Origin of the sequence: Microcoleus sp. LAD1_D5 (genome assembly GCF_036702115.1) — a bacterium.
In the GTDB taxonomy this organism is placed as follows: domain Bacteria; phylum Cyanobacteriota; class Cyanobacteriia; order Cyanobacteriales; family Microcoleaceae; genus Microcoleus.
The window spans coordinates 131,184-156,951 of record NZ_JAUBSA010000003.1; the positions used below are offsets into that span (position 1 = coordinate 131,184).

General features: G+C 44.6%; 18 protein-coding genes. 9 read left to right on the forward strand and 9 right to left on the reverse strand.

The window, feature by feature from the left end:
• Positions 1-138 precede the first annotated feature (138 nt).
• The 3 genes from QUA70_RS02640 to QUA70_RS02650 all read left to right on the forward strand — a co-directional run bounded on the left by QUA70_RS02640 (position 139) and on the right by QUA70_RS02650 (position 12,549).
• The gene (locus tag QUA70_RS02640) at positions 139-5,007 is read left to right on the forward strand and encodes a CHAT domain-containing protein (RefSeq protein WP_333344404.1); all 4,869 of its coding nucleotides are present in this window, start codon (positions 139-141) and stop codon (positions 5,005-5,007) included.
• 529 nt (positions 5,008-5,536) lie between these two features.
• On the forward strand, positions 5,537-10,846 hold the full coding sequence (locus QUA70_RS02645) for an ATP-binding sensor histidine kinase (protein ID WP_333344402.1): 5,310 nt from the start codon (positions 5,537-5,539) through the stop codon (positions 10,844-10,846).
• 170 nt (positions 10,847-11,016) lie between these two features.
• The gene (locus tag QUA70_RS02650; protein WP_333330529.1) at positions 11,017-12,549 is read left to right on the forward strand and encodes an ATP-binding protein; all 1,533 of its coding nucleotides are present in this window, start codon (positions 11,017-11,019) and stop codon (positions 12,547-12,549) included.
• An 832-nt stretch (positions 12,550-13,381) separates the two neighbouring features.
• On the opposite strand, the gene QUA70_RS02655 is transcribed toward QUA70_RS02650, so the two are convergent.
• Together QUA70_RS02655 and QUA70_RS02660 are read right to left on the reverse strand one after the other, a co-directional pair.
• Positions 13,382-14,074, reverse strand: coding sequence for a hypothetical protein (locus QUA70_RS02655; protein ID WP_333330532.1), 693 nt, complete (start codon positions 14,072-14,074; stop codon positions 13,382-13,384).
• Positions 14,075-14,102: 28 nt separating this feature from the next.
• Positions 14,103-15,491 (reverse strand): ATP-binding protein, encoded by a 1,389-nt coding sequence (locus QUA70_RS02660; protein ID WP_333330535.1) that lies wholly within the window; start codon positions 15,489-15,491, stop codon positions 14,103-14,105.
• A 121-nt stretch (positions 15,492-15,612) separates the two neighbouring features.
• Here QUA70_RS02660 and QUA70_RS02665 point away from each other — a divergent pair, with 121 nt between their 5' ends.
• The gene (locus tag QUA70_RS02665; RefSeq protein WP_333344400.1) at positions 15,613-15,780 is read left to right on the forward strand and encodes a hypothetical protein; all 168 of its coding nucleotides are present in this window, start codon (positions 15,613-15,615) and stop codon (positions 15,778-15,780) included.
• Positions 15,781-15,886: 106 nt separating this feature from the next.
• A complete protein-coding gene (locus tag QUA70_RS02670) occupies positions 15,887-16,210 on the forward strand; it encodes a DUF3155 domain-containing protein (protein WP_333066452.1) in 324 nt (107 codons plus the stop codon).
• 352 nt (positions 16,211-16,562) lie between these two features.
• Here the strand turns inward: QUA70_RS02670 and QUA70_RS02675 are convergent, their stop codons facing one another.
• The 4 genes from QUA70_RS02675 to QUA70_RS02690 all read right to left on the reverse strand — a co-directional run bounded on the left by QUA70_RS02675 (position 16,563) and on the right by QUA70_RS02690 (position 18,417).
• Complete coding sequence (locus tag QUA70_RS02675; protein ID WP_333330541.1) at positions 16,563-17,096, reverse strand: cofactor assembly of complex C subunit B; 534 nt, start codon at positions 17,094-17,096, stop codon at positions 16,563-16,565.
• A 315-nt stretch (positions 17,097-17,411) separates the two neighbouring features.
• A complete protein-coding gene (locus tag QUA70_RS02680) occupies positions 17,412-17,804 on the reverse strand; it encodes a PadR family transcriptional regulator (protein ID WP_333249507.1) in 393 nt (130 codons plus the stop codon).
• An 83-nt stretch (positions 17,805-17,887) separates the two neighbouring features.
• A complete protein-coding gene (locus QUA70_RS02685; RefSeq protein ID WP_333330544.1) occupies positions 17,888-18,076 on the reverse strand; it encodes a hypothetical protein in 189 nt (62 codons plus the stop codon).
• 137 nt (positions 18,077-18,213) lie between these two features.
• The gene (locus QUA70_RS02690) at positions 18,214-18,417 is read right to left on the reverse strand and encodes a DUF751 family protein (protein ID WP_333330546.1); all 204 of its coding nucleotides are present in this window, start codon (positions 18,415-18,417) and stop codon (positions 18,214-18,216) included.
• 274 nt (positions 18,418-18,691) lie between these two features.
• On the opposite strand from QUA70_RS02690, the gene QUA70_RS02695 reads away from it, so the two are divergent.
• Positions 18,692-19,567 carry a DNA adenine methylase gene (locus QUA70_RS02695; protein WP_333344398.1) on the forward strand — a complete coding sequence of 292 codons (876 nt, stop codon included), beginning with the start codon at positions 18,692-18,694 and terminating at the stop codon, positions 19,565-19,567.
• Between the two features lie 96 nt (positions 19,568-19,663).
• On the opposite strand, the gene QUA70_RS02700 is transcribed toward QUA70_RS02695, so the two are convergent.
• Both QUA70_RS02700 and QUA70_RS02705 read right to left on the reverse strand, forming a co-directional pair.
• Positions 19,664-20,146, reverse strand: a complete 483-nt coding sequence (locus tag QUA70_RS02700) for a PD-(D/E)XK nuclease superfamily protein (RefSeq protein ID WP_333344396.1) — start codon at positions 20,144-20,146, stop codon at positions 19,664-19,666.
• Positions 20,147-20,173: 27 nt separating this feature from the next.
• Positions 20,174-21,109: a metallophosphoesterase gene (locus tag QUA70_RS02705; RefSeq protein ID WP_333330556.1), complete on the reverse strand. Its 936-nt coding sequence runs from the start codon at positions 21,107-21,109 to the stop codon at positions 20,174-20,176.
• Between the two features lie 102 nt (positions 21,110-21,211).
• Between QUA70_RS02705 and QUA70_RS02710 the strand changes: the two genes are divergently transcribed.
• Together QUA70_RS02710 and QUA70_RS02715 are read left to right on the forward strand one after the other, a co-directional pair.
• Positions 21,212-22,246, forward strand: coding sequence for a hypothetical protein (locus QUA70_RS02710; protein ID WP_333344394.1), 1,035 nt, complete (start codon positions 21,212-21,214; stop codon positions 22,244-22,246).
• A gap of 182 nt (positions 22,247-22,428) precedes the next feature.
• Complete coding sequence (locus tag QUA70_RS02715; protein ID WP_333344392.1) at positions 22,429-23,169, forward strand: Uma2 family endonuclease; 741 nt, start codon at positions 22,429-22,431, stop codon at positions 23,167-23,169.
• An 89-nt stretch (positions 23,170-23,258) separates the two neighbouring features.
• Here QUA70_RS02715 and mrdA read toward each other — a convergent pair whose 3' ends face one another.
• Positions 23,259-25,073, reverse strand: a complete 1,815-nt coding sequence (mrdA, locus tag QUA70_RS02720; RefSeq protein ID WP_333344390.1) for a penicillin-binding protein 2 — start codon at positions 25,071-25,073, stop codon at positions 23,259-23,261.
• A 224-nt stretch (positions 25,074-25,297) separates the two neighbouring features.
• On the opposite strand from mrdA, the gene QUA70_RS02725 reads away from it, so the two are divergent.
• The gene (locus tag QUA70_RS02725; RefSeq protein ID WP_333330568.1) at positions 25,298-25,657 is read left to right on the forward strand and encodes a phage holin family protein; all 360 of its coding nucleotides are present in this window, start codon (positions 25,298-25,300) and stop codon (positions 25,655-25,657) included.
• Positions 25,658-25,768: the final 111 nt, after the last annotated feature.

Here is a 25,768-nt window from a genome sequence, read left to right on the forward strand (position 1 = left end):
GGGCGGAACATTACAGCTCAAAAAAAATCAAAACTACAATAGATTTGAATTGGTAATCGGGAATTGGCTTTTCTGAATTCCCTCATCCTTCCGGCTAATGACTAATGACTAATGACTAATGACTAATGGCTTCCTCCAATGACCTATTTTCGTTCTGCTCTAATTTTGACATTAGGTTTTTGGCTGCTACCGCTAGCAGTGCGATCACAACCTGTAGTTCCTGCTACTGACGGCACGAATACTGTTGTTAAGTCCGAGCAAAACCGCACAGACATTAGTGGCGGACAACTGTCGGGAAATGGCGCCAATCTGTTTCACAGCTTCAGCCAATTTAATCTCAGCGAAGGTCAAATAGCTAATTTTCTAACTAATCCAAATATTCAAAATATTTTAGGGCGGATTTCCGGCGACAATGTTTCTATAATTAACGGTCTGATTTCTGTAACCGGTGGCAACTCGAATTTATTCTTAATGAATCCGGCGGGAATTGTCTTCGGTCAAAATGCTAGATTAAACGTGCCGGGGTCGTTTTTCGCGACAACGGCTACAGGTATTGGTTTCGGCGACCGCTCGTTTAATTCGAGCGGAATTAATGATTACAAAGCTTTACTGGGAAATCCTAATCAATTTAATTTTAATAACTTACAAATTGGTACAATTGTCAATGCGGGAAACTTGGCAGTGGGCAGCGGGCAAAGTTTAACTTTGCTCGGTGGCACAGTTATTAATACAGGACAATTATCCGCTCCCAACGGTCAAATTACTGTAGCTGCTGTTCCGGGACAAAATGCAGTCCGCATCAGTCAAATAGGCAATTTATTGAGTTTAGAAATTACTCCGTCTTTGCAGTCAGAAACATCTGCGATCGCCCCACAAGCTTTGCCTCAGTTGCTGACGGGCCCCGGCGTAGCGTCAGCCACAGGTTTAACGACTAACGAACAAGGTCAATTGGTACTCACTGGCGGCCAAACAGTGCCGACAGTTGCAGGAAGTGCGATCGTCTCCGGTTCGGTAAATGTATTTGGTCCTTCTGGGAATGCTGGCGGCACAGTCAATATTTTAGGGGAAAAAGTTGGACTGTTCGGCGCAAATATCAATGCTTCCGGGACAGATGGCGGAGGTACTGTGCGCGTCGGAGGCGGTTTCCGGGGGATGGAAACGGTGCCAAACGCACTGGTAACTTATGTTAGTCCTGATTCTACGATCGCAGCAAACGCGATCGACCGTGGCAATGGCGGCACTGCGGTAATTTGGTCAGACAATATAACTCGCTTCTTCGGCAATATTAGTGCTCGCGGGGGTACTGCCGCAGGTAACGGCGGAAGAGTAGAAGTTTCGGGCAAAAATGCTTTAACTTTCCAAGGAGAGGTCGATACCCGCGCGACTAACGGTGCGATCGGCAATTTGTTGCTAGATCCGGCAAATATTACGATCGTCAGCGGTAACGGCGACAGCAGCGCACCATCAACTGGCGGGGAACTCCAATCGACACCAGAACCCAATGAAACATCGATCTCAGAAGTGCAGTTGGAACAGATGGCGGCCGGCAGCAACGTGATTCTAGAAACCCCCGGCTACATCACCCTCCAAGACTTGTCCGATAACAAACTTTCCCTGCAAGCGAGAACGGGAGACACCGTAACATTTAGATCCGGCGGAGTGTTTGTTGTCAATGACTCCAAGGACGCAATCGAGACTCAAGGTGGCAACATCAACATTTTCGCCAGCAGCATCTCTCTGGGCGGACTCAATGCTAACGGCGGTAATATCGCTCTCACTGCTAACGGCATTGACTTCAGAGGCGGCAGCAATTCCGTCAGCAGTGCGGGGGGAACAATTCGCTTGCAACCCAACGATAGCCGAGCGATTCGGATCGGTGGCACCGGCGATATTTTGGGCATTTTGGACTTGACGGCAACGGATCTCGGCGCTTTGGCGGGGGGTTTCAGTTCGATCGCGATCGGGCGCGAAAACGGTAGCAGCTCGTCGATCGCGATCGTCGCACCCATTACCTTCAACAGCCCGCTGACACTTCAAGGCAGGTCGATCGTGATCGACAATCCCCTGAATACAAGCGGCAGCGCTGGCTTGACTCTCGACGCGCCCCAAACTGATCTCAAGGCCAACATTGCGACATCCGGCGGCGATCTCACTTTTACAGGAAACGCATCCCTCAATGCTGACGTGGCTTTGAGCACAGAAGCTAGGGGCAACATTCTGTTCTCCGGTAGCCTAGACGGATCTCGTGCCCTGAGACTAGACGCTGGGCGAGTGCTGTTCGGCGCTACAGTCGGTCAAGCTGCACCGCTGGCGAGTTTGACTGTAAACGCCGGCAGTACCCAGGTTTCGGGCAATATTGCGACATCTGGCGACATGACTTTCAACAGTGCCGTCACAGTCGATCGCAGTACCGCCCTAGCCACCACTACCGGCAATATCGCTTTTGCCAATACCCTCGACAGCACGCTGGGCAGAGCAAATAATTTGACGCTGCGCGCTGGCGGCAACATTACTTTTGACGGCCTAGTCGGTCAAACTCAGAGGTTGGGCCGGCTCTCGGCTGACGCTACTAGCGTGACGGCTGCTTCCACAATTACAGCACGCACTTTGAGCGTTAACGCGCGAGATTCTGTTACCTTCGGGGGGGAGAGCACGGCCGCTTTGGGAGCCGATATCAAGGCAGCAAATGTCCTCTTAGAGGGTAATTTAAGGACGGGTGGCGGCAACGTGAACCTGCAAGGAAGCCGCGAGGTTCGGACTGGCAATATTACCTCGAACGGCGGGAGGATTCGGGTTGAGGGAAATACTGTTGCTGCGGGTGTGATCGACTCGTCATCGGCAACGGGAACAGGAGGCGCGATCTCTCTCCAAACCAATGCTGGGCCTTTAACTGCGGGAGCTTTGAACGCTTCGGGGGCGATCGGCGGAAATATTGTTGTCACCTCTTCATCGGGCATTTCGGCTCTAGATATCAACTCCAGCAGCACTTCAAACGGCAACGGCGGAGGCGTTTCCTTGAGCGCGACTGATAACATTCAGTTGGGCTTTATCAATGCTCAAGGTGGCCCTGGTGGCACTGGGGGCAGCGTTGATGTGACAACCCTCGGTTTGTTTCGATCGAACAGTGTTTTCAACGATATATCGGGCAATTCTTCGAGTATTTCTACTGCCGGAGGTGCGGGGGCGGGGGCAGTCGCAATTGGCCACGGAGGCGGTATTGATCGACCGTTTGTAGTTGGCGGCGCGATCGATAATGGAACCCAGGGAAGCATTAATGCTGGCGGGGGAAACGCCATTTTGCCCACTTTTTCTTTTGGACAAACTTACACCCAAGGAAGTTTACCAAATCAGATTTCCCTAGTTACGCCGGGCCCGCCCTCTACTCCTGCACCAATTCCTGCACCAATTCCCGCACCAATTCCCGCACCAATTCCCGCACCAATTCCCACACCAATTCCCGCACCGCCTCTAGTTTCCGTAAATCCTGAGCCTCCCCCGTCACTTCCTGCGTCTTTGCAAGTAGAATTGCGATCGCCAAACCGAGAGAAAATTTCCCCAAATCGCCAGGAGATTTTGGTTCCTTCTCGCAGATTCGATTCGGCCGGATCGGGAGTTTTAGAGTTTGAGCAAACCTTTACTCGCGAGTACGAAAAATATCTAGACTTGCCCGCAAGAACGCCGATTAGTAATATGTCGGTAATTTACGAAACTCTTCGCAAAAACGAAAAAAATACCGGGATAAAATCGGCCATTATTTATATGAATTGGGTCAGCGGCTTGGCTGCCACCACTGCCAAAGAAAATGGTTCAGTGCTGGTGGCAAGTCAGGATTTATCTAATCTATCGCCTGTGAGAAAAAACCGCACCTCCGGGCCTCCTCGCGTCTTAGAAGATAAGTTAGCCCAGAGGTTGCCGCCGGATGGCAAAGAAGTTTCCGATGTTCCTAACGGGGAGCATTTAGAATTAGTGTTAGTAACAGCTAATGCTGAACCGAGGCGCGTTTTAATTCCAGCGACAACCCGCTGGCAGGTGTTGCAATTGGCTGACGCCCTGCAAAGCGAAATCACTAATCCCCGCAAAAGAAGCAGCATTAGTTATTTGGATACGGCGCAAAAACTTTATCGGTGGTTAATTGCGCCAGTTGCTGCCGATTTGACAGCTTTAAATATTGATAATTTAATTGTAATTCCGGCAGCCGGTTTGCGGAGTGTGCCGTTTGCGGCCCTTCACGACGGCAAAGGCTTTTTAGTTGAAAAATATAGCATTAGCGTGATGCCGAGTCTGAGTTTAACGGATATCGGCTACGACAATATTGCGGATGATGAAGTTTTGGCAATGGGGGCGTCGGTATTTGAAGATAAAGCACCATTGCCGGCGGTACCGGTGGAGTTAGAGTCGATCGCGCCGCCCGATCGCGGAAAATCATTTTTAAATCAAGATTTTACTCTCGCCAATTTGCAAGCTCAGCGGGCAAATCGGCCTTTTGGTATCATTCACTTAGCAACTCACAGCGAATTCCAGCCCGGGGAACCGAAAAATTCTTACATTCAGTTGTGGGATACTAAATTGCGTATCGATCAAATGCGGCAGTTGCGGTGGAATGAACCACCGGTGAATCTGTTAGTTTTAAGCGCGTGCAGTACCGCTTTGGGCGATGCAGAGGCGGAGTTAGGGTTTGCGGGTTTGGCGGTAGCTAGCGGTGCTAAATCGGCTTTGGCGAGTTTGTGGGAAGTCAGCGATGAGGGGACTTTGGGGCTGATGACTGAGTTTTATCGCCAGTTGCGGGCCCCCAGACGCGGTGGCAATTTGATGATCAAAGCGGAGGCTTTGCGGCGCGCGCAATTGGAGATGCTGCAGGGGCGTGTGCGGATTCAAGACGGGATGCTGCGAGTCGAAGGGCTTTCTATGAGTCTAATTTTGCCTCCGGAAATTGCGGCGCGGGGCGATCGAGTGCTTTTGCATCCTTATTATTGGGCCGCCTTTACAATGATTGGCAATCCTTGGTAATGGGAATGTTGAATAAAGAAGGAAAAAGAGGCGTTGCTGAATCAAGGTATCAATAGTGCAGGAACTGGAATATCCTGACATTTTAGGTAATGTATAGCAATCCTAAATCATTTGTGAATTTCTTACTCCATCCCCTCTTGATAAGGGGAGGGTTGGGGTGGGGTAAAAAATTTACGACTCCTGCAAGGATTGCTATATGGAGTGATTTGCACTCGCTTTCATTACATGGTAATTCCCCATATTTATACTCGAATTATGCAGCGCCCAAATCTCCTAGGAAGCTCAGGGGCGATCGCACTTCACTCTGTTTTGCTTGCTTTTGCAGGAAACTCTAGAGCGATCGGACTGCTGAGGCGAATGTTTAGCCGTCTTATTTTTAAGAAATGTTAACAAAAAATAACTTTTCCTTTAAACCTTAAGCTTTTCTTAAAATTTCGGGTATAGTTATGTATTAGAAGATACATCTACTTAATACATTGACACTTTCTAAAAAAAAATTGAGTATTAATACTGAGAAGAGGCTGTAAGAATGATTAACTTAGCTGGCTACGAGATTACCAACCAAATTCACGAAAGTAACAATTCTTTAGTTTACCGAGGACTGAGAAAGCAAGACAACCAACCGATAATTCTCAAATTTCTCAAACAAGATTATCCGATGCCAGCTTCGTTAGTCAGATACAAGCAGGAATACGAAATTACACGCAATCTTAACCTAGAAAGTGTACCGCAAACCTACAGCTTAGAAAGATACCAGAACAGTTTGGCTATCATTTTCGAGGATTGTGGTGGAGAATCATTAAAGCTCTTGTTGGCTTCTCACCAACTTAAATTAGAAGAATTTTTCTTAACAGCTATTAAAATAACCAGGGCTTTAGGTGAAATTCATCAACATAAAATTATTCATAAAGATATCAATCCCAGCAATATTATCATTAACTCAACCACAGGGCGAGTTCAAATTATAGATTTTGGCATCTCTACTGTTTTAAAGCGCGAAAATCCTACCCTAAAAAATCCTAATGTTTTAGAAGGCACTCTTAGTTATATATCGCCGGAACAAACAGGCAGAATGAACCGCTCGATCGACTATCGCACTGATTTTTACTCATTAGGAGTCACTTTTTACGAACTCCTAACAGGGCAATTGCCATGGGATTACAGCGATGCAATGGAATTAATCCACTGTCACATTGCTAAACAAGCAGTACCGCCCCATCAAATCAATCGAGAAATTCCTAAAGTTGTTTCTGATATTGTGATGAAGCTATTAGCGAAAACCGCTGAAGCCAGATATCAAAGCCCTTGGGGAATTATCGCTGACTTAGAAGAATGCCTAGAACAATTAAAAACTACGGGAGGAATTGCAGATTTTGCGATCGCCCAAAAAGATATTACAGATAAGTTTCAAATCCCTCAAAAACTCTACGGCAGAGAAACAGAAGTTGAAACCTTATTAGCAGCCTTTGAGCGAGTCAGCAGGGGCAGCACCGAAATGATGCTAGTATCCGGTTACTCTGGCATTGGTAAATCCGCCTTAGTACAAGAAGTTTATAAACCAATTACTAAAGCGAGAGGTTATTTTATTGCCGGAAAATTCGACCAATTTCAAAGAAATATCCCTTATGCGGCTGTTGTCAAAGCCTTTCAATCATTAGTCAAGCAACTCTTAAGTGAAAGCGAAAAGCAACTCAATACCTGGAAAGAAAAACTTTTAGCAGCTATTGGCGCTAATAGTCAAATCATTATAGATGTCATTCCTGAAGTAGAATTAATCATTGGCCAACAGCCTACAGTACAAGAATTAAGCGCTACAGAAGCACAAAACCGATTTAATTTAGTATTTCAAAAATTCATCCGCGTGTTTTGTTCATTTGACTATCCCTTAGTCATCTTTCTCGACGATTTACAATGGGCTGATTCCGCCACATTGAAATTGCTACAAGTAATGATAGCAGATGAGCAAACCAATTATCTATTTCTAATTGGTGCTTATCGAGACAACGAAGTTAACCCATCTCATCCTTTAATAATGACTTTGGATGAGCTGCAAAATCAAGGTGCAAGAATCGAGCGAATTACTTTAACTCCCTTACACCTTCACCAGATAGGCAACTTAATTGCTGATACCGTGCGTAAAGACACAGAATCAGCCCTCCCCCTAGCAGAGTTAGTTATCAATAAAACTCAAGGTAATCCTTTTTTTGTCAATCAGTTTCTCAAAACTCTCTATCAAGAAAACCTGCTAAAATTCAATTTCCTCAAAAGAAACTGGGATTGGAACATTTCAGAAATTGAATCAGTAGGTATTACTGATAACGTCATTGAATTGATGCTTGGCAAATTGAAAAAACTGCCCGTATCAACTCAGCAAGTTTTGCGTTTGGCTGCTTGCGTGGGTAATAGTTTTGACTTACACACTCTCTCAATTATTAATGAGAAATCTTGGGGAGCCACGTTTCAAGAACTATTGCCAGCCATTCAAGAGGGATTGATTCTAACTACTTCTGAGTTAGGTGCTACCGAATCCGAAATAATTAATTCAGACCTGGTAATTACTACTTATAAATTTTTGCATGACCGCGTGCAGCAGTCAGGTTACGCTTTGATTGACTCAAAACTGCAAACCGCAATTCACCTACAAATTGGTCGCCTATTACTAGCGAATATTTCTCCTGAGCGACGAGCCGAAAGAATTTTTGAAATTGCCGATCATTTAAATTCGGGTCGGAATTTAATCATTGATGATAACGAGAAAACTGAACTAGCTATTTTAAATTTAACAGCCGCTCGCAAAGCCAAAGATGCAACGGCTTATGCTGCTGCCAGAGACTACTTAAAAATCGGTCGAGAAATTTTACCGGGCGATATTTGGCAAGAATCCTACGAACTAGCTTTTACCTTTCATAAGGAGCTGGCAGAAGCAGAATATTTAAACGGGAATTTTGAAGCATCAGAAGCTTTAATAGAACTGGCCTTTGCCCGGGCAAAATCTGACATAGAAAAAGCCGAAGTTTACAACATTTTGATCGTGCAGTATACTCTGCTGACTAAATATGAATTAGCAGTTCAATCTGGATTAAAAGCCCTTCAATTGCTGGGAATAGACTTGGCTGAAGATAATTTAAGCGAGGCGGTGAATGGTGAACTGGCGGCAGCTAAAGCCAACTTGGCAAACCAAGAAATTGCTTCATTAATTAATGCAGAAAAGATGAAATATCCGGCTCAACAAATTGCCATGAAATTATTGGGCAACATGGGGCCACTAACGTTCTTTTCATCTCAAGAACTGTGGAAGTTGACTGTGATCAAAGGGATTAACCTTTCTCTTAAGTACGGTTTTGTGGCGGGAGGATCTTACTGCTATTCGTGTTATGGAATTATCCTGAATTCAATTTTAGGGGATTACCAATCGGCTTATGAGTTTGGCAGACTCGCTCTGAATCTCAGCGAAAATTCAAATAACTTGTCTCAAAACTGCCAAGATAGTGTGATTTTTGCCAATTACTTAAACTGCTGGGTGAGACAGCTCAAAACTACTGCTGAAATTAATAATGAAGGGTATAAAGTTGGCTTGCAATCTGGTAACTTGCAATGGACAGGTTATAACCGGATGTTTCAAACTATTACCTATTTCTTCCAAGGCATGAATTTGAATAATCTCTTGGAAGATATTGGCAAGTCGCTCCATTTTTGCGAGCAAACTAAAAATTTGTGGGCAATTGATATAATTCTGGCTAATAAATTAGCAATTTTAAATTTGATGGGCGAAGAGGATGAAATTAGCGAAAGACAGCATTTAGAAAATTTCCACAATCGTAAAAGTATGGCGGCTCTGTGCGAGTTTTATGTTTTAAAAGCGCAGACTTTCTATCTTTACGGACTGTATAGTGAGGCGCTAGAATCATCGGATCGCGCGGCAGAACTGATCGATTATTTGATGGGTCACATTTCTAGTGCTCACCATAATTTTTACCGTTGTCTGATTTTAACGGCTCTGTATTCAGAAGTTTCTGAATCGGAGCAAAAAGATTATTGGCAGCAATTAGAAGCTAATCAGAAACAAATCAAAATTTGGGCGGACAACTGCTCGGAAAGTTTCGCACATAAATTCTGGCTAGTGGCGGCTGAAATGGCGAGAATTTCAGGTCGAGATTTGGAGGCGATGGATTTGTACGATCGCGCGATAGCCGAGGCTAGAGAGCATGATTTTATTCAGAATGAAGCGCTGGCGGCGGAACTGGCTGCTAAGTTCTGGTTGGCGAAAGACAAAGAAGAATTTGCCCAAATCTACTTGACTAAAGCCCACTATGGCTACCAATACTGGGGTGCTAAACGTAAAGTGGAGAGTTTGGAGGAAAAATATCCCCAATTAATAGCGAGAACTTCAGGGAAGACAACCACTCAAACTAAAGTTAATCGAACTACGACGGCGACTACTAGCAACAATTTGGCAGATACGTTAGATTTAACTACTGTGATGAAAGCTTCCCAAGCGATTTCGGGTGAAATAGTTTTGAGTCGGCTGCTGGAAAGATTGATGAAAATTGCGATCGAAAATGCGGGGGCCCAAAAAGGTTTTTTGATTTTAGAAAAAGCGGGAAACTGGGCGATTGAGGCGGAAGGTTCGGTGAAGGAGGATGAAGTTAGTGTGCTGCGATCGCTTCCTCTCAATCCAACAGCAGCTTCTGGCGACACTCCTTTGCTGGCAAGTGCGATCGCCAATTATGTGATTCGCACTCAGGAAAATGTGGTGTTAAATAATGCTGCTCAAGAAGGACAATTTACCCGCGATCCTTATATTGCAGCCACTCAACCGAAATCTATTCTTTGCACTCCTCTGCTGCACCAAGGTAAGTTGACAGGCCTTCTTTATTTGGAAAATAACCTGACTGAAGGGGCTTTTACTACCGATCGGCTTGAGCTGTTAAAACTGTTATCTGCCCAAATTGCTATTTCTATTGAGAATGCTCAACTTTACAAAAATTTACAGGAGTTTAATCAAAACTTAGAGCAATTAGTGAGCGATCGTACTCAACAATTATCCAACACCCTAGAGGCTTTAAAAGCCACCCAAACTCAGCTCGTCGAATCGGAAAAAATGGCATCTCTGGGAGGATTAGTTGCTGGTGTTGCCCATGAAATTAATACTCCGATCGGAGTGGGCGTCACTGTTGCTTCAGCTTTGGCAGAAAATACCACAGAATTTGCATCTATTTATAAAAGTGGCAAAATGAAGCGCTCAGATTTAGAAGAGTTTGTCGATATTGCTAGTCAAAGCAGTAAGGCGCTTCTAATTAACCTAGATCGGGCGGCAGCATTGATTCAAAGCTTTAAGCAAGTAGCAGTCGATCGCTCTAGCGAAGAACGACGTACTTTCCAGATCAGACCTTATCTTGATGAAATTTTATTACAATTAAAACCCAAGTTGAAAAATAGCCAACATTCGCTTAAAATTAAGGGAGATAGCAAGATCGCCATAGATTCTTATCCAGGAGCGTTATCCCAAGTTGTGACGAACTTGCTGATCAATTCTCTGATTCATGCCTACGAACCAGGGATTTCTGGGGAAATAATCTTTGCTTGGGAGCAAGAAGGTAATCGGCTAAGGTTTGAATACGCCGATGAAGGTAAAGGAATTCCTCCAGAAAACTTAAGTAAAATTTTTGAGCCATTCTTTACCACTAAGCGTGGTCAAGGTGGCAGTGGGTTAGGGTTACATATTGTGTACAATTTAGTCACCCAAAAACTCAAAGGTGAAATTGAATGTCTAAGTGAGGTGGGAAGAGGAACAAAGTTTATTATTAAATTACCCATGCAAATTGATTCACAAATGTAGAGTTCCAATTCCGATTTCTGGGCAAATATAACTAAGTAAGTCCACCTCATTAAAAGTAAAATAAGCATGAGTGAAAATGTTGCTGTGTAACTCTTCTTCCTTCTGCCTTTTTCTTAACAGGTTTTCTAACTTCAAACCTAAACATTAGTAAAAAATAAAGGTGTACAGCAATGAAAAGTGATGTTGACGATTTGTTAACTAAACCATCTCCAGAAACAGTATTCTTTGCCGAAGTAATCGACTCGGATGACGAGATATTGTTTGCCGATGAAACCACAGAAGAAAAACTGAGTGAAAGCTGGAAAATTTTAGTTGTAGATGATGAGTCTCAAGTTCACACCGCTACCGAAATTTCACTAAGGAAGTTTGTCTTTGAAAACAAATCTTTAACCTTCATTAAGGCTTACTCGGCTCGTGAAGCTAAACAGCTAATCCAAGAAAATCCTGATGTTGCCATTATCTTACTTGATGTAATTATGGAAACAGATGATGCTGGCTTAAACTTTGTTAAATATGTCCGCGAAGTCTTAGGCAACCAGTTAGTGCGAATTATTTTACGCACGGGTCAACCCGGACAAGTACCTGAAAAAAGCATTATTATCAATTACGATATTAATGACTATAAAACTAAAACTGAATTAACGACATCAAAGCTATACACTACGATGCTAACAGCTTTGAGAAGTTTTTCTCTAAGTCATAAATTACAGTCTGAAATAGAGCGGCGCGAACAAGTAGAGAAAGCACTCCGTATCAGTCAAGAAAAAGAGTACCAAAAATCTCTTGCTTTAGAACATTTTGTCAAAGAACTGCAAGAAACACAACTACAGTTAGTTCAAAGTGAAAAAATGTCTAGTCTCGGTCAATTAGTTGCCGGTGTTGCTCATGAAATCAACAATCCGGTTAACTTTATTTACGGTAATCTCTCCCACGCCAACGACTATATTAAAGAACTCATTAATATGTTGAATCTTTACCAAAGGTATTACCCGCAACCAGAAGCAGAAATTGTCCATGAAATAGAAGATGCAGAGTTACCATTTATCATAGATGATTTACCAAAATTGCTTTCTTCCATGCAGTTAGGGATCGAACGCATTCGCAATATTGTTCACTCTCTACGCAATTTTTCGCGGTTGGATGAAACTGAAATTAAATCAGTAGATATCCACGAAGGCATTAATAGCACTTTGATGATCTTACAGCACCGACTAAAGGCTAAGTCTGATCGACCTGCTATTAATGTGATAAAAGACTATGGTGCATTGCCACTTGTGAACTGTTATGCGGGTCAGCTCAATCAGGTGTTTATGAACCTTTTAGCGAATGCTATAGATGCTTTAGAAGAGCGGCTAAGTAGAGAAGATGGTGCAGGTTGTCACCCCCAGATTTTGATTCGGACTGAAGTTGTACCCGGCAATTCGCATGACAACATTAGCTCGGCTTCCCACATCCTGGTAACAATTGCTGATAATGGTGTGGGCATGACAGAAACAGTTCGTGCTAAACTTTTTACTCCCTTTTTTACTACTAAACCCATAGGAAAAGGTACAGGCATGGGATTGTCCATCAGCCGAAAAATTCTGATAGAAAAACACTGCGGTCAATTGGAGTGTATTTCTACGCCAGAGCAGGGAACGCAGTTTATTATTGATCTGCCGACTATCTGTAGAGCCACTAATATCGCCGTAGCTAATGCCTAGAAAACTTATCTGGCTGAATTGATCATATACCGGGTTTCAGTTGCATGAGAATAGGGTAATTGCTAATTCCTCATTAATCGGAATTCTGACAGAAATTTTTCCCGCATCAAGTCCCCCCTTTTCTGGGGTGGGGACTTGATGCAATACGGTTCAGTTAGTGCTAAAACCTTTGAACCACTTTGGATTATTCTTAATCAAGGGAAGTGCTATTTTATGTGACAGATTGCTGGAAAGTTGACCGAAGTTTTAGTGCTGATATCAATTCCGGTTGCACCGGAATTATTGTTGACTGTTGACTGTTGACTGTTGACCGAAAGCATCCAGGATACAAGCCGCCGGATTCATCCGTCCAGAAATAAAAAACCTGTATCCGATGAAACTTGCCCCCCGAATTTATCCGTGGGGTCAATGCTTCAATTCTTTAATCTAAAATCTAAAATCGCGCAATCGATTGACTGTTGACGGGCGGGTCGAAAAACTGAATGGTTGAGTGTTAACTGTTGACTCGATTTTATTATTCCGATGCAACCGGAAACGATATGATTCAGGTAAAATTATTAGCAAAAACTATAGGAAAAGACTTGACGGAAAAAATACAATATGAAGACATTATTTTCCTCACTTGAATAAAAAAATATTGGCTACTCTAAATCTGAACAAAGGCTCAGACACTCCGTTGGATCGATTATTAATTCACCCTTCCCAAATTTGCCGATATTCCAATTCCATATCAAAATCAAAGAAATTATTTTGGTTTTATGCGATCGCCGGCGTTGCTTAGTGATACCCTAATTCAGCAACGCCTTTTTTTATAGTAATATCATCAAGGCAATCAACGCTTTTCGCTTTGCCGTAAATGCCGCCCGATTTCTTGATGACATATGTGCCAAAAATACAGTGATAAATTCAGAAGAGCTAATAATTTAGTGCCGTCTTCTAACATCGCGTGTACTCCTAGACTTTGAGACTCAAAAATATCCTCAAACCGTGAGATAGCAAACAAGAGGAATGCTACGACTAATGGCAGGTAAGGAGTGGTTTTGATGTATAGCCAAAACTTAACTCCGTAAAGGAAAACCGCCGTACCATAACACAAATAAATAAATTTGAGAGATATGCCCAACCGAGAAAGAATCAAAGTCATCCGAAACCTGTCATCCAGGAAAAAGACTCCCAGTAGTAATGCACTAAAAAATAAGAATATCCCCGATCGACTCCGCGGCTCTTTTTGGCGCAACACTCCGAAAGTAAAGGCACAAATTGCTACTGGGATGCACCAGAGGACTTCGGAAACTCCGGTGAGAATGCCTTCGTAAGGGAACCAGAAATTAAAAGGATCGCTAAACAGGCGTTCAACTCCGTCTCCCTGGTTGTTGAGTTTTGCGTATACGCTCAGCCCGCCCAAAATCAGAACAGTCAGAATGTTAAAAGCAGCTAAAAACCGTACACGAAAAAAGTGTTTTTTGAAAATTTCTAAAGAATGTGAAAACTTGGGAATTTTATCGAATAAATGCAGATGCTTCATAAAAAATGTCTCTAATCAATACGGATCGTTACTTATTCACGGGTAGCCAAACCACAAATGTAGTGCCACGCTCCGCTGGATATAATAAATTAGTTTCTGCAGAGGGCAGCCATTCAGGATTGACTGGGGAAAATACTTCTATTTCTCCTTGCATTTGGCGAACTAAATCGCGGGCGATCGCCAAACCCAATCCTGTGCCGGGAATTGCGGTCTGCGCTTTTTCTCCCCGGTAGTGCCGCTCAAATAAATGCTCTAAATCCTGGGGGGGAACGCCGGAACCTGTGTCGCTGACTGCAACTGCTATGGCAGGCAATTGGCTGTATCCTGCCCGATCGCCATCCGCTGCTTTGTACCTTACTTTAATATAAATTTGGCGACCGACAGGGGTATATTTCAAAGCATTGTCAATTAAATTGCTCAAAACCTCGCGCAAAGCTCGATCGTTCGCTGAGACTGGCGGCAAATCCGCCTCTAGGTCAGCTACCAATTTCAGATGCCTTTCAGAGGCGATCGCCTCGGCGGAAGTTAACAGCGGTTTTAAGACTTCTGCCACAAAACAGGATTCCTGCAAATGGGCCGCAGGTGACAGCGACAGAGGAGAATGCCGGATTGATTCCACATTGGACATTGCTTTTTCTGAAGTGCCCGATGGCAGTTTTAGATGTGCTTCGCCGGTGTCAACAGTTCGATCGAACTGGCCGAGCAACTCTTGCAGCCGATCGCTCTCTCGGACAATACTAAAAGCCACATTGCGGTTTTTGTCTTCCGGTACCAGCCGCCGCGCTAACAACTTGCCAAAAGTTCGCAACGCTGTCAGCGGACTTTTGAACTGGTGGAGCAAATTGTGCATCGTGTCGTAAACCTGAGCCTGGATTTGCCGAGTTGCGCCCAATTCCTGGTGCATCCACTGCGATCGCTGGTCTAAAATGCAGGCTAGGGCTAAGGTGCGAGCAATTTGTTGTATCTGAGCCTCCTCTGGCTCGTTCCAAGGCCTGTCTTGCCGACCGCTGACTAGAAGTCCCATTACAGCTCCCTCGTGTATCAGAGGCGTCACAATTTGCCTCCGCTGCTGCCACACATTCTCCGGGCCTTGGCACTGATGGGAACTGCGCTCATTACCCGGAAGCGGTTCGGGTGCGATCGCCTCTACGGTTGATTCTTCCACAGAAAGAACCCGCGGCGCCAGCAGTCGCGGCACCGGTTTGACTGTCGAGCTTTCGGGAGATTGCAACCTCAACCCCTGATTTTCTTCCGATTCGGCTGAGGTTTCTGGGTAAACCGCGATCGGCACCAACTTTGCTTCGCTGCCTTCTACCAACTCTTGTGTCAGGTATACCGCGCTGAATTTCGCTCCCAAACTGACGGCGATGGCCACCTGCGAGTGGCAAAGCTTGACAAATTCTGAACTGGCTGGCATTAACATGAGCGCCACATTAAGATATCTAACGGAATTCTAAGTAAATTACAAATGATCTGCCACCGATTACTGATGAGAGACTTCTAGATTTTAGGTTTCTTCCCTTTGATAGAAGGCAGCTATGTTGAAGGCATGGGGTTTTCATGAACCCAAATTGCCCCGCATCGCCGTCCGCGCAGCTTCCACCGATCCCCAAGCTTGGCTTTTGGCGGAACTTGCGGCCAACCATACCACAACAGCTACACTTTTGTCGATCGGCACGAATGTGAAGATTATGTCGATATATTAAAAACAGTTGATTTTTTGAGCTAGAACGGATATACTGGCCTCGGATTTGGTAGCTATCATTACAACCTGTCTGCTCATACTGTCTGCTCACAGAGGAGGTAAAGAAATTGGCCAGGAGACGCAAACGCAAGAGTCGCCGCCGACAAGAAGGACGCAGAATTTTAGAGTGTGTGCCTCAATATAGCATCGAGAGCGGCGAAGATAAACCCGTAACAGCGGCTCGCAAGTTCATCCATGCAGAAGGCATTGCTCCCCCAGCATTGCTGTTAGTCAAGCGTAACGAGCATACCACTGACAGATACTTCTGGGCTGAAAAAGGTTTATTTGGAGCCCAATACGTAGAAGAGAACCATTTCTTGTTTCCCAGCTTAAAGGTGATGTTGGAAGCTACCACAGAAAAAATTCCTGTGGTGTCAGCGGCCCGCGCATAGCTCAAAATGTTTAGCTCAAAACATTGACAGCAATGTTTTTCTAAGTCTTTTAACAAAAGCGCGAGAGTTCTCATTGTCTGGAGAGTGCCAACTGAATTTTCTGCGAAAAGTCCTTAGGAATTAGGGTATAAGGAGCCATCGCAACAGGCTTGATCGCAGCCCAAGGGCGATCGCCACAATTGGCACTTTCACGATAATGGTTTTTTTTTGACTGTTTTGTCGATCAATTTGTTGATCGAACAAGTGGATCAAAAAAACAGCCAACGAGAGAGCTGCTCTTTAGTCATCGGTTTGTGTGCTCGAAGTCTAACTACGGCATCTAGCATATCAAAAAACGTTCCGCGTCAAACTTTTAATCGATCGGTTTCAAATCTAAAGCTTTTTGCATGGCTGCTAGTTCATCGCGGTGAGCTCGGACAGTAACAAAGCTCTTGGTTTGGCTTCCCGACTCAGCAACTGATTCGAGTTTGAGCGAGACTTGCTCAGAGCGTCCAGCTTTTTTCCAGTAAAATACCCCCGCCAGCGGGGACAGCAGTACCAAAGCTAGGAAAATTTGACCCTGCTGAGGAACTAGCATTCCCAAAACCAGCCCCAAGCACAGAGCGCCGCCTGCACTTAGCATGGTTAAAAAAATAGCCAAAAACCAACTCGGTCGCACAAAACCCTCAAAGGTGACTTTATAGTTGGGGGCATCGACGGCTGCAACTCGGTAAGCCCTAGAAGCAAAATACTCTTGTAGCTGGGTTAACAGTGACTCTTGGGCGCTCTCGGAAGCAAGCTTGACTTGTTCGATTCGATCTTTGACTGAGGCTTTGATGAAGAAAAACAAGCCAACAGCCAGCAGCAGCGTTAGCACAAATGTTGAAGGAAGAACAGCAGTATTCATCGGTAGAAGTTTGTGTAATTGAAATTATCTACTATTACTTTACAGAACTTTACATACGAAAGCGATCAAGGACTTACGCAGACACTTTTTTACCAAAATTCGCAGAAAGCTTTGTAGCAAGGCGTTTTTCTCCCCATCACCAAATTCTCATATCTCCCCATCGTCGCTAATTCTCAAGTGACCATGCGTAAGTCCTGACGTAGTGTAGATGCTTTAATCGCTATGCGGCGATCGAGCAAAGCGAAGGCAATCGGGCAAATCGCTTTGCAAGTAGCGCCAGCATCTCCAGGGTTTAGGCATCCGATTCCAACTCGGCTAACCTGTGTGACCAGTTTCTAAGGCGCGGGAGCGACGCTCTGAAGCGCCGTTTCCCTGACCAATGTAATCGTGCCAGAGACGAGCGAGGTCTTGAGCTTGGTGCCGCCACTCAGCGAGGATTTGATACATCCGGCGGGGGCGGCCTCGTCCTTCTACTTTTTTCCAGTAACCAGTGATTACGCCTTCATCTTCGAGGAATTTCAGAGCGCTGTAGAGAACGGTATCAGAAAGTCGGTAGATGGGGAATTCCCTCTCTAGTTGGCCAATCAGTTCTGTACCGTAGGAATCTCCCCGCAATAACACGGAGAGAATGTAACACACAGCTAATTCCTTGTTTAGATAAACAGGAGGGGGGTCTTGAAAAAATTGATAGATATGTTCAAACTTCATCTGTCTTGTCCGCTGGAAACTCTCGTGGTACCGTCAGGTTAACGGGAGAGGAAAGCGGGGCGGGGTGTGCCGCTTCCTAATGATTAAGTGGGACACTGGGGAAACAGAGGTGCAGTATTTCCCCAGTGAATGTTGATAGCCCCAAACGCTTGTCCTGCACTTCGGTAATGTTTGCCTGCGCCTTGGTTGAGCAGCGCTGACGTAACGCCGCTTACTAACTTCCTCTTCCAATCTATCGCAGCGACTATTGTCAAGTGTGCGATCGCAGGCATAAAGTTGGCAGTTACTTCCGGAGTTGGTGTTTTAACTAAAAATTAAAAATTCGCAACCTCCCGGAGCCCTTTGTCGGCCTCGTCTCTGCGCTCTAGCTTGTCTGATTTACTGTTGATGTTTGCGTCCTAGCTTGCCTTTAAACCAAACTCAGGCCTAACATGGCGCGCAATGTAAAAGTTAGAAAGACAAAAGTCGCTACAATCGAACTAATCAGGGCGATCGCAGTTGCCGGTCGATCGAGCAGGGGTTTGAGTCGCTCGAACAGGAAAAAGAAAATTCCCAGACATATCGTAATCAAAAAGCGGGGGTAGCGAGAGACGTTATTAATAAAATCTTGCATGAGCTTGGTGGGGTAAAGTGTCACAGTTCGATCTTTGACTGGTAACACTTGTGAGCGAGTTAGACAATTTTGGCACAGCCGGAGCTAAATCTGCCAATCGGGCGATCGGGCATTTTTGCCGGCGAGGCTGACATATATAATTCTAACGAAAACTTTTTGCCGATGGCTTCGGCACTGTCTGTTTAATGCCACGCGACCTCCGGTAAGAACTTCAGAAGTATTTCTATTGAGTTCTAGTTGTGATAAATATTATAGGGCCGTTATTTCTAGATAAATGTCTGCTTCCGCACCTTCTTTCGTCTTGCCACGTCCCTTTCTGAAATGGGCCGGAGGCAAAACTAGGTTGATTGGACAATATCAACCTTATTTTCCTGAAAAGTTCACAACTTACTACGAGCCTTTTTTGGGTGGCGGAGCCGTATTTTTTTACTTGGCACAACAACACCCTGCTTTGCAAGCTGTTTTAACAGATATTAATCCTGAGTTGATTAATGCTTATCGCTGTGTCAGGGATAAAGTTGAGGAGCTAATTCTACTTTTAGAAGAGCATCAGTTAGAACATACCAAGGACAATAAAGATTATTATTACTGGGTGCGATCGCGCTCCTACAAAACAGATATAGAAAAAGCAGCACGCCTGATTTACCTAAATAAAACTTGTTACAACGGCCTCTACAGAGAAAACTCAAAAGGTGAATTTAACGTTCCGATAGGTCGATACAAAAATCCTAACATTTGTCAAGCCGATTTATTGCGATCGGTCTCATCTTTACTCGCGCCAGCTCAAATTGAAGTCAGAAAATTCGATGAAATTTTGGATTTTGCTACCAGCAGCGAAGACTTTGTTTATTTTGACCCGCCTTATTATCCAATCAGTGCCACCAGTAACTTCACGACTTACAGCCGGGATAATTTCAAAGAATCGGAACAGCTTAAATTGAGAGATATTTTTGCAGAACTTGCAGAACGGGGCGTGAAAGTTTTGCTGTCTAATTCTAACTGCGATTTCATCGAAAAAATATACACCGATAATCAAGTTTTTCAAAGAGGTCGTATCCCCCAACTCATTGAAATATCAGCATCTAGGGGAATTAATTCTAATAGTGGCAAGCGCGGAAAAGTCAAGGAATTATTAATATGTTCATTTTAAATGAGACTTATTAAGCAAAATCTATACCTAAGAATATTGTGTAGGGGTAATCCGTGGTTCCCCGGCAGGTGGCAAAGTAAAGTTGCGTAATTCCTGTTAGAGATATTTGTTAGCCCAGGTAATGAAACCTTCGAGCTTGTGAACTGCCAACAGATTTTGATTGTCAGGAATTTGTTTTTTAAACCAGTCGATCGAACCTTGCCTCATACCGTCACCGCCCACTATAACAATAGTTGGAACCCCATAACAATTTTTAATATTTAAATTGAGGTAAGGATACTTCTCGTCTACTGAACCTTTGTCTTCTTGCCACTTGCACTCAACAATTAGACCCAAAGGAAACAAACCGGAATTAACAATGTAAAAATCGACATTTATTTCAGTTTCATAAATGCTAGACCCGATATAAACCTGTTTAGCATATCGCTTGGGATTTTCAGTAGAGATTAAGAGCCAATCTCGCTTGCGCTTTTTCGGCAACTGGGGACATATTTCGAGATATCCGTGACCTCTCAACGTACCTTCTACAGTTGTTTCTAAAACAAAACCAGTTTTATTGGCTCTACAACCCCTATTCATTTTGTTGGCTCCTGAATATAATCTAAATTAAGCCGATCGCACTTGAATCACCCCTCGGTCAAAAACCCGTTTGTCAGTACCGATAGAACTGACAAACATCCGGTCTTCATAGACATCAAACGTCGCAAAACTCAGGCGGCTAGCAGAATACTCCGTCCACTCAGAACGCCCCACCGGACGAGTGCCCCCGCCGGCACCGCAAATTAAATAAGTCGTACCGTTAATCGAGCGAGTGCGTTCGTAACTGTGCTCGTGTCCGTTAATATAAAGCTGCACGCCGTACTTTTGAAACAAAGGCGTCAAAGTCTTAATAAAAGATTGACTCACTCCGTAGACGCCAGAGGAATAAATCGGGTGGTGACCGAACACAACTTTCCAAGGTGCAATGCTCTGACTCAACTCTTTTTCCAGCCAAACAAGCTGATTTTTCCAATCCGCATTGTGATTGGTATCTAAAGCAAAAAACTGTACCGGATCGCGCCGAAAAGTATAGTAGCGACCTTGCATATTAAAACCCGCATATTTAACTTGCGGATCGCCGTTAGCAGTGCGGATGTCGTGATTTCCCAGACAAGCATAAAATTTTACACCTTGCTGTAATAATGGCTGATAAGGCCGCTCGAAAACAGCATTAATTTTTTCAATTTCGCCGTTATTGTAGATATTGTCCCCGGCGAGAACAGCAACATTAAAAGGGTTTTCGCGGTGATATTGCGCCATCGCCTCAGCCACAGCATACTGACCTTCTGCGCCGGTACCGGTGTCGGCTACCGAAATAAAGCGTAAAATAGGCGGTGAGGCCGGCAAAGGGACGATCGCCCTTTCTGCCTCAACGTTAGAAGGCACAGCAGCATTGGTGTCTCTACCGGAGGAAGTCCGAAGCTGAATCATTTTCGAGACTCCGGCAAAACCTAAGCTGCTGAGACTGGCTAAAATTAGAAAGTGACGACGTTTGATGCTCATTTTGATTCGGTTACAACTAATTAAATGATAAATTAAGGTTGAGATGGCTCAATTAAAATTTATCTCGTTTACATATATTTGCAACGCCCCAAGGCAGAGAAAATGTCAGAAGAACAACTAAACCAGTCAACTCCAGAAGCCTCTCAATCTCCGACACCGGAGGTTGATTCGGCTGCAAAGTCTGCCCCCACTGGCAGCAAAACTCAAAATGCCAGCAGCGCGGTTCCCAAAAATCAGAGAATCAAAGCTTTGATTGCATCGATTGGGAATTTGGGAAAAAAAGGCAAAAAATTACCAGCCGAACCGCCGTTGCAGGCCCAAAAGCCGATCGCGCCCACCGCTGCTGACTCAGCAACAGTAACTCCTCCCGCTGTTGCTGCGGAAGTTAACAGCGTACCCCCACCAAAAGTTGCTGTAAAATTTGATAAAAAGCCTGTATCCCAACGCACGGAAGGGAGTTTTTTAGAGAAAGTAGGTGTACTTTGGCAAAGTATTGTGCGGCTAGTGCGATCGTTACTGCCACCATCTACGAACCAGAAGCTGTCCGATCCACTTTTAAACGCCGCCATAGCAGCAATTCTGATCGTTGTAGTCGGTTTAACTTTCAACAGTTTCTCAGCAAAACCGCCGGAGAAAGTAGCAAAAGTGCCTTTGCCAGCAGCGCAGCAGTCGCCGGCAACGTTTGGTGATTTTATGGCGTCGGGAACGCCACAATCGCCAGAGGCGATCGTACCGTCTGAGCCAATCTCTGCTAAATTCAAAAGCAAGTTGCCCGATTTAGTGGCTCCAGAAAAACCGCAACCAGTAGAAATTATCCCACCGCCGCCGCTGACGCCGGAACAGTCTCTGATTGCTGCGATTCAAACTCAAGTTACTGACATTAAGAATCGACTGGGCGGCGGTTTAGTGGAGTCTGTTCAAGCTAATTTTTCCAGCAGCATTTTGACTGTGAAAGTCGCTGAAGATTGGTACAAACTCAGCGAAATCGAGCAAAATCAACTAGCAACTAAAATGTGGAAGGAGGCTAATTTACTCGATTTTAGTAAGTTAGAAATTGCGAATATGGAAGGGAAGTTAATAGCTAGAAGTCCCGTTGTTGGTTCGGAAATGATTATTTTAGATAGAGGGATTAATTAGAATTTAAATAGTCTGTATCTGTCAAACGTCAGACCAGCGTTACAGTCCTGGACGCAGAACATAATTATGTAGGGTGTTCCCTGCGTAACTTATGGCTGTTGATTTTTTTGAGGAAGAGCGAACTTTTCCAAACTCGGACAGAATGCTCCCATTAAATTAATAACTTTGAGGAAAATTGAAAAATGACAATTTTAACTCAAGTCGAACAAGTAGAAATTGAATATCCCAGCAGCGACGGAGAGCCGATGGCTGAAAGCGACATCACGCGGGATTACATGACTTACAGCGTAGAAGCTGTCAAGCTTTACTTTCAAGAACGTTCTGATGTTTATGTGTCAGCCAATTCTTTCATATATTATGAAGAAGGGAACACCCAGGCAGTTGTGGCCCCGGATGTTTATGTGGTGTTTGGAGTTGCCAACCGCAAAAGGGATAATTATAAAGTTTGGGAAGAAGGGGGAATTACTCCCGATTTTGTCCTAGAAATTACTTCGGAAACAACTCAGACGAAAGACCAAGAAACTAAACCAGAAATTTATCGGGATTTGGGAGTTAGGGAATATCTTCAGTACGATCCGTCGGGAGATTACCTAAATCCGATTTTACAGGGAGTACGTCTAATAAACAATCAGTACGAGCCGATTGCAGCCAACAATATCGCTTTCGATACGCTGTGGTTGTTCAGTGAAGTGCTGGGACTGGAATTGCATATAATTTCAGGAGAATTGAGGTTTAGAGTTCCTCAAACGGGTGAGTTTTTGAAGACTCACAAGGAAGAAAACCTGGGACGACTGGCAGCGGAGTCAGCTTTGCGATCGCTCTTAACTCAACTTTTAAATTCTGGGATGAGTCGGGAACAGGTAGCGCAAATGATGAATTTATCGACCGTGGAAGTGAGACGATTGGTAGGGGAAAACTTTTGATCGATCGCACTTTTCCCAGATATCCAGGATAGTGCGATCGAAGTATTGGACAAAATGTCACCAGTCAACAGTCAACAATGAAGTCATGACTAGAGAGGCTTATTAGTAGGTTTAAAACCCTGCTTTTGGAAATAAGTTCGGAATACCTCTTGAGCAATTGGTGCCGCCGATACAGAACCAAATCCGCCGCCTTCAACTATAACTGCGATCGCAACTTCCGGTTTGTCAGCAGGAGCAAAACCCACAAACATAGAATTGTCAGGATGACCGGGCATTTCCACCGTCCCAGTCTTACCAGCACTTAAAGGAATAGTACCATCATTCATGCGTTTGCCAGTACCTTTTTTCACCACGTCAATCAATCCCTGGCGAACAACATTCAAAGTTGCAGGCTTAATACCTGTGGGAACTTTTTTGGTAATAGGAGTGTTGGTTTGAGAAGCCAATAAATGCGGCTGAACTCGATAACCGCCATTAGCAACAGTTGACACCATCACAGCCAATTCTAGGGGAGTACAAAGTACCAAACCTTGACCGATCGCCATTGTTACTGTATCGCCCACATACCAATCTTCCCCATACATTTTCTGTTTCTCTGCTGGTACGGGAACTTGACCGTGATTGGCGGATTCCAACCCCAAAAGATCTAAATTAATAGTACCGCCAATGCCCATCGCTTTAGCCGCTTTAGCCATTTGTTCTGGGCCGGCAGCCATACCTACTTGATAGAAAAACGTATTGCTGCTGTAGGCTAAAGCATCGCGGAAACCGATAACGCCGTAACCGCCGCTGTGTTCGTTAAAAGAAATTCCGCCGATCGTAATTGAAGAAGAAGTGCCCAAAGTCGAGTCAGGAGAAAACTTGCCTGACTCCATCCCCGCTATAGCAGTGACAATTTTAAAAGTGCTACCGACTGGATAACCTTGAACGGCTCGATTTAAAAACGGTTTTTCTGGCCCTTGCAGTCGATCCCATTCTGTTTGAGTCACCTTGCGGGTGAAAATATTGGGGTCAAATGTCGGCCAACTAGCCATTGTTAAAAGAGCTCCGGTTTTTACGTCGATCGCCACAACTGCGCCCAGGCGATCGCCCAAAGCTTTTTCCGCAGTTTTCTGCATATCTAAATCTAAAGTTAGCTGCACCGGTTTGCCGGGAATAGGGTCTTTTACACCTAAATCTTGGATTTCCTCGCCCTTAGCATTCACCTCGATTAAACGGTTTCCCCAAACGCCCTCTAAAGTTGAATTGGCTAATTTTTCAACTCCCATTTGACCCACGAGCATCCCCATCGGATATGCAGGATTAGCTTTTAATTGCTCTAAACTAGCTTCGCCGACGTATCCCAAAAGGTGAGCTGCTAATTGCTGGTGGGGATTATCTCGGCTCGATTCTACGCGAATTTCAACTCCCCGCAAAGTATTAGCTTGTTCTCCCAAAGCGACGAAAGTACCGACATCGATATCTTTACTAATTCGCACTGGCAGGGCTGATCTGTAGCCAGCTCCATCGATTTTTTTGATAATTTCGGCTGCCGGAAGTTTGACGATCGGACCCAGTGTAGCGGCGATCTCTTGCCACTCCTGGGCCGATCGCTCTTTTGGCCACACATAGACCGATCGAGATACGCGGTTGGCAGCAAAAATTTTGCCGTTGCGGTCTAAAATTTGACCCCGATTCGCTGGGACTGAAACAGGGCGAATGCGGTTATTTTCCGCCCGTTGTCGGTTGTAGGCTCCCTGTATCAGTTGCAGTTCGGCTAGACGAAATATTGGTAGCGCCATCAAGGTAGTGACGAGCAGCATAAAAATCATAACTTGGAGCGATCGGCTGCGTTGCCGTGAAGCATTGTCCAAGCCATTTTTGTCGAATCGGATTTTAGAGTTAAAAGAAAAATCGCCAGCCATATTAATTAATCTGCTCTTTTTATTCAACTAACAGGTTCATACGGGCCCCATCCGGATGATTGGGCAGATGATTACAGGGATTATAACTTCTAACTCTTTAGTAACAGACATAAATTCTGTCGATTGGCAGACGAATCAGCCGGATTGTTTAATTAAGGTATATAAGATATATGTTAAATATCAGGTTTTTCTGACAATTCAACTGTTAAGGAGGTAGGGGCGCTGTGGAACCGATCGATTTTTTGATTGCTTGGCTGGTGACGGGCAGCAGCTTGCTGCTAATTTCTCAACTCCCGATCGGCGTAGAAATTGACAGCACACCGAAAGCAGTAATTTCCGCTGCGGTTTTGGGAATGTTGAATGTTTTAATTTTGCCAATTCTGAAAGCAGTTTTTTTCGTACCGAACCTACTGACGCTGGGATTGCTTTCGGGCCTGTTTGCTTTTGTAATGAACGTGATTATTTTTGCCTCGGCTGCGAAGTTAGTTGAAGGATTTAGTTTGCGGATGGGTCTTTGGAGCGCGGTACTGGGGGCGATCGCCTTGGCTGTAGTTAGCAGCTTTATCAACGGCGCACTGATTTAGCAACTTCCCCTGATAAAGGGCGATTGAAATCGCCCGATATTTCCCACCCTTAGCTGTCGCGTTTCCTGTGCCTACAAGCGATTGAAATCGCCGAATATTTCTTCTCCCTTC

Excerpts from the sequence above, each read along its gene's own strand:
- QUA70_RS02640 (WP_333344404.1), top strand. The coding sequence starts at position 139 with ATGACCTATTTTCGTTCTGCTCTAATTTTGACATTAGGTTTTTGGCTG.
- QUA70_RS02645 (WP_333344402.1), top strand. The coding sequence starts at position 5,537 with ATGATTAACTTAGCTGGCTACGAGATTACCAACCAAATTCACGAAAGT.
- QUA70_RS02650 (WP_333330529.1), top strand. The coding sequence starts at position 11,017 with ATGAAAAGTGATGTTGACGATTTGTTAACTAAACCATCTCCAGAAACA.
- QUA70_RS02655 (WP_333330532.1), bottom strand. The coding sequence starts at position 14,074 with ATGAAGCATCTGCATTTATTCGATAAAATTCCCAAGTTTTCACATTCT.
- QUA70_RS02660 (WP_333330535.1), bottom strand. The coding sequence starts at position 15,491 with ATGCCAGCCAGTTCAGAATTTGTCAAGCTTTGCCACTCGCAGGTGGCC.
- QUA70_RS02665 (WP_333344400.1), top strand. The coding sequence starts at position 15,613 with ATGTTGAAGGCATGGGGTTTTCATGAACCCAAATTGCCCCGCATCGCC.
- QUA70_RS02675 (WP_333330541.1), bottom strand. The coding sequence starts at position 17,096 with ATGAATACTGCTGTTCTTCCTTCAACATTTGTGCTAACGCTGCTGCTG.
- QUA70_RS02680 (WP_333249507.1), bottom strand. The coding sequence starts at position 17,804 with ATGAAGTTTGAACATATCTATCAATTTTTTCAAGACCCCCCTCCTGTT.
- QUA70_RS02685 (WP_333330544.1), bottom strand. The coding sequence starts at position 18,076 with ATGCCTGCGATCGCACACTTGACAATAGTCGCTGCGATAGATTGGAAG.
- QUA70_RS02690 (WP_333330546.1), bottom strand. The coding sequence starts at position 18,417 with ATGCAAGATTTTATTAATAACGTCTCTCGCTACCCCCGCTTTTTGATT.
- QUA70_RS02695 (WP_333344398.1), top strand. The coding sequence starts at position 18,692 with ATGTCTGCTTCCGCACCTTCTTTCGTCTTGCCACGTCCCTTTCTGAAA.
- QUA70_RS02700 (WP_333344396.1), bottom strand. The coding sequence starts at position 20,146 with ATGAATAGGGGTTGTAGAGCCAATAAAACTGGTTTTGTTTTAGAAACA.
- QUA70_RS02705 (WP_333330556.1), bottom strand. The coding sequence starts at position 21,109 with ATGAGCATCAAACGTCGTCACTTTCTAATTTTAGCCAGTCTCAGCAGC.
- QUA70_RS02710 (WP_333344394.1), top strand. The coding sequence starts at position 21,212 with ATGTCAGAAGAACAACTAAACCAGTCAACTCCAGAAGCCTCTCAATCT.
- QUA70_RS02715 (WP_333344392.1), top strand. The coding sequence starts at position 22,429 with ATGACAATTTTAACTCAAGTCGAACAAGTAGAAATTGAATATCCCAGC.
- mrdA (WP_333344390.1), bottom strand. The coding sequence starts at position 25,073 with ATGGCTGGCGATTTTTCTTTTAACTCTAAAATCCGATTCGACAAAAAT.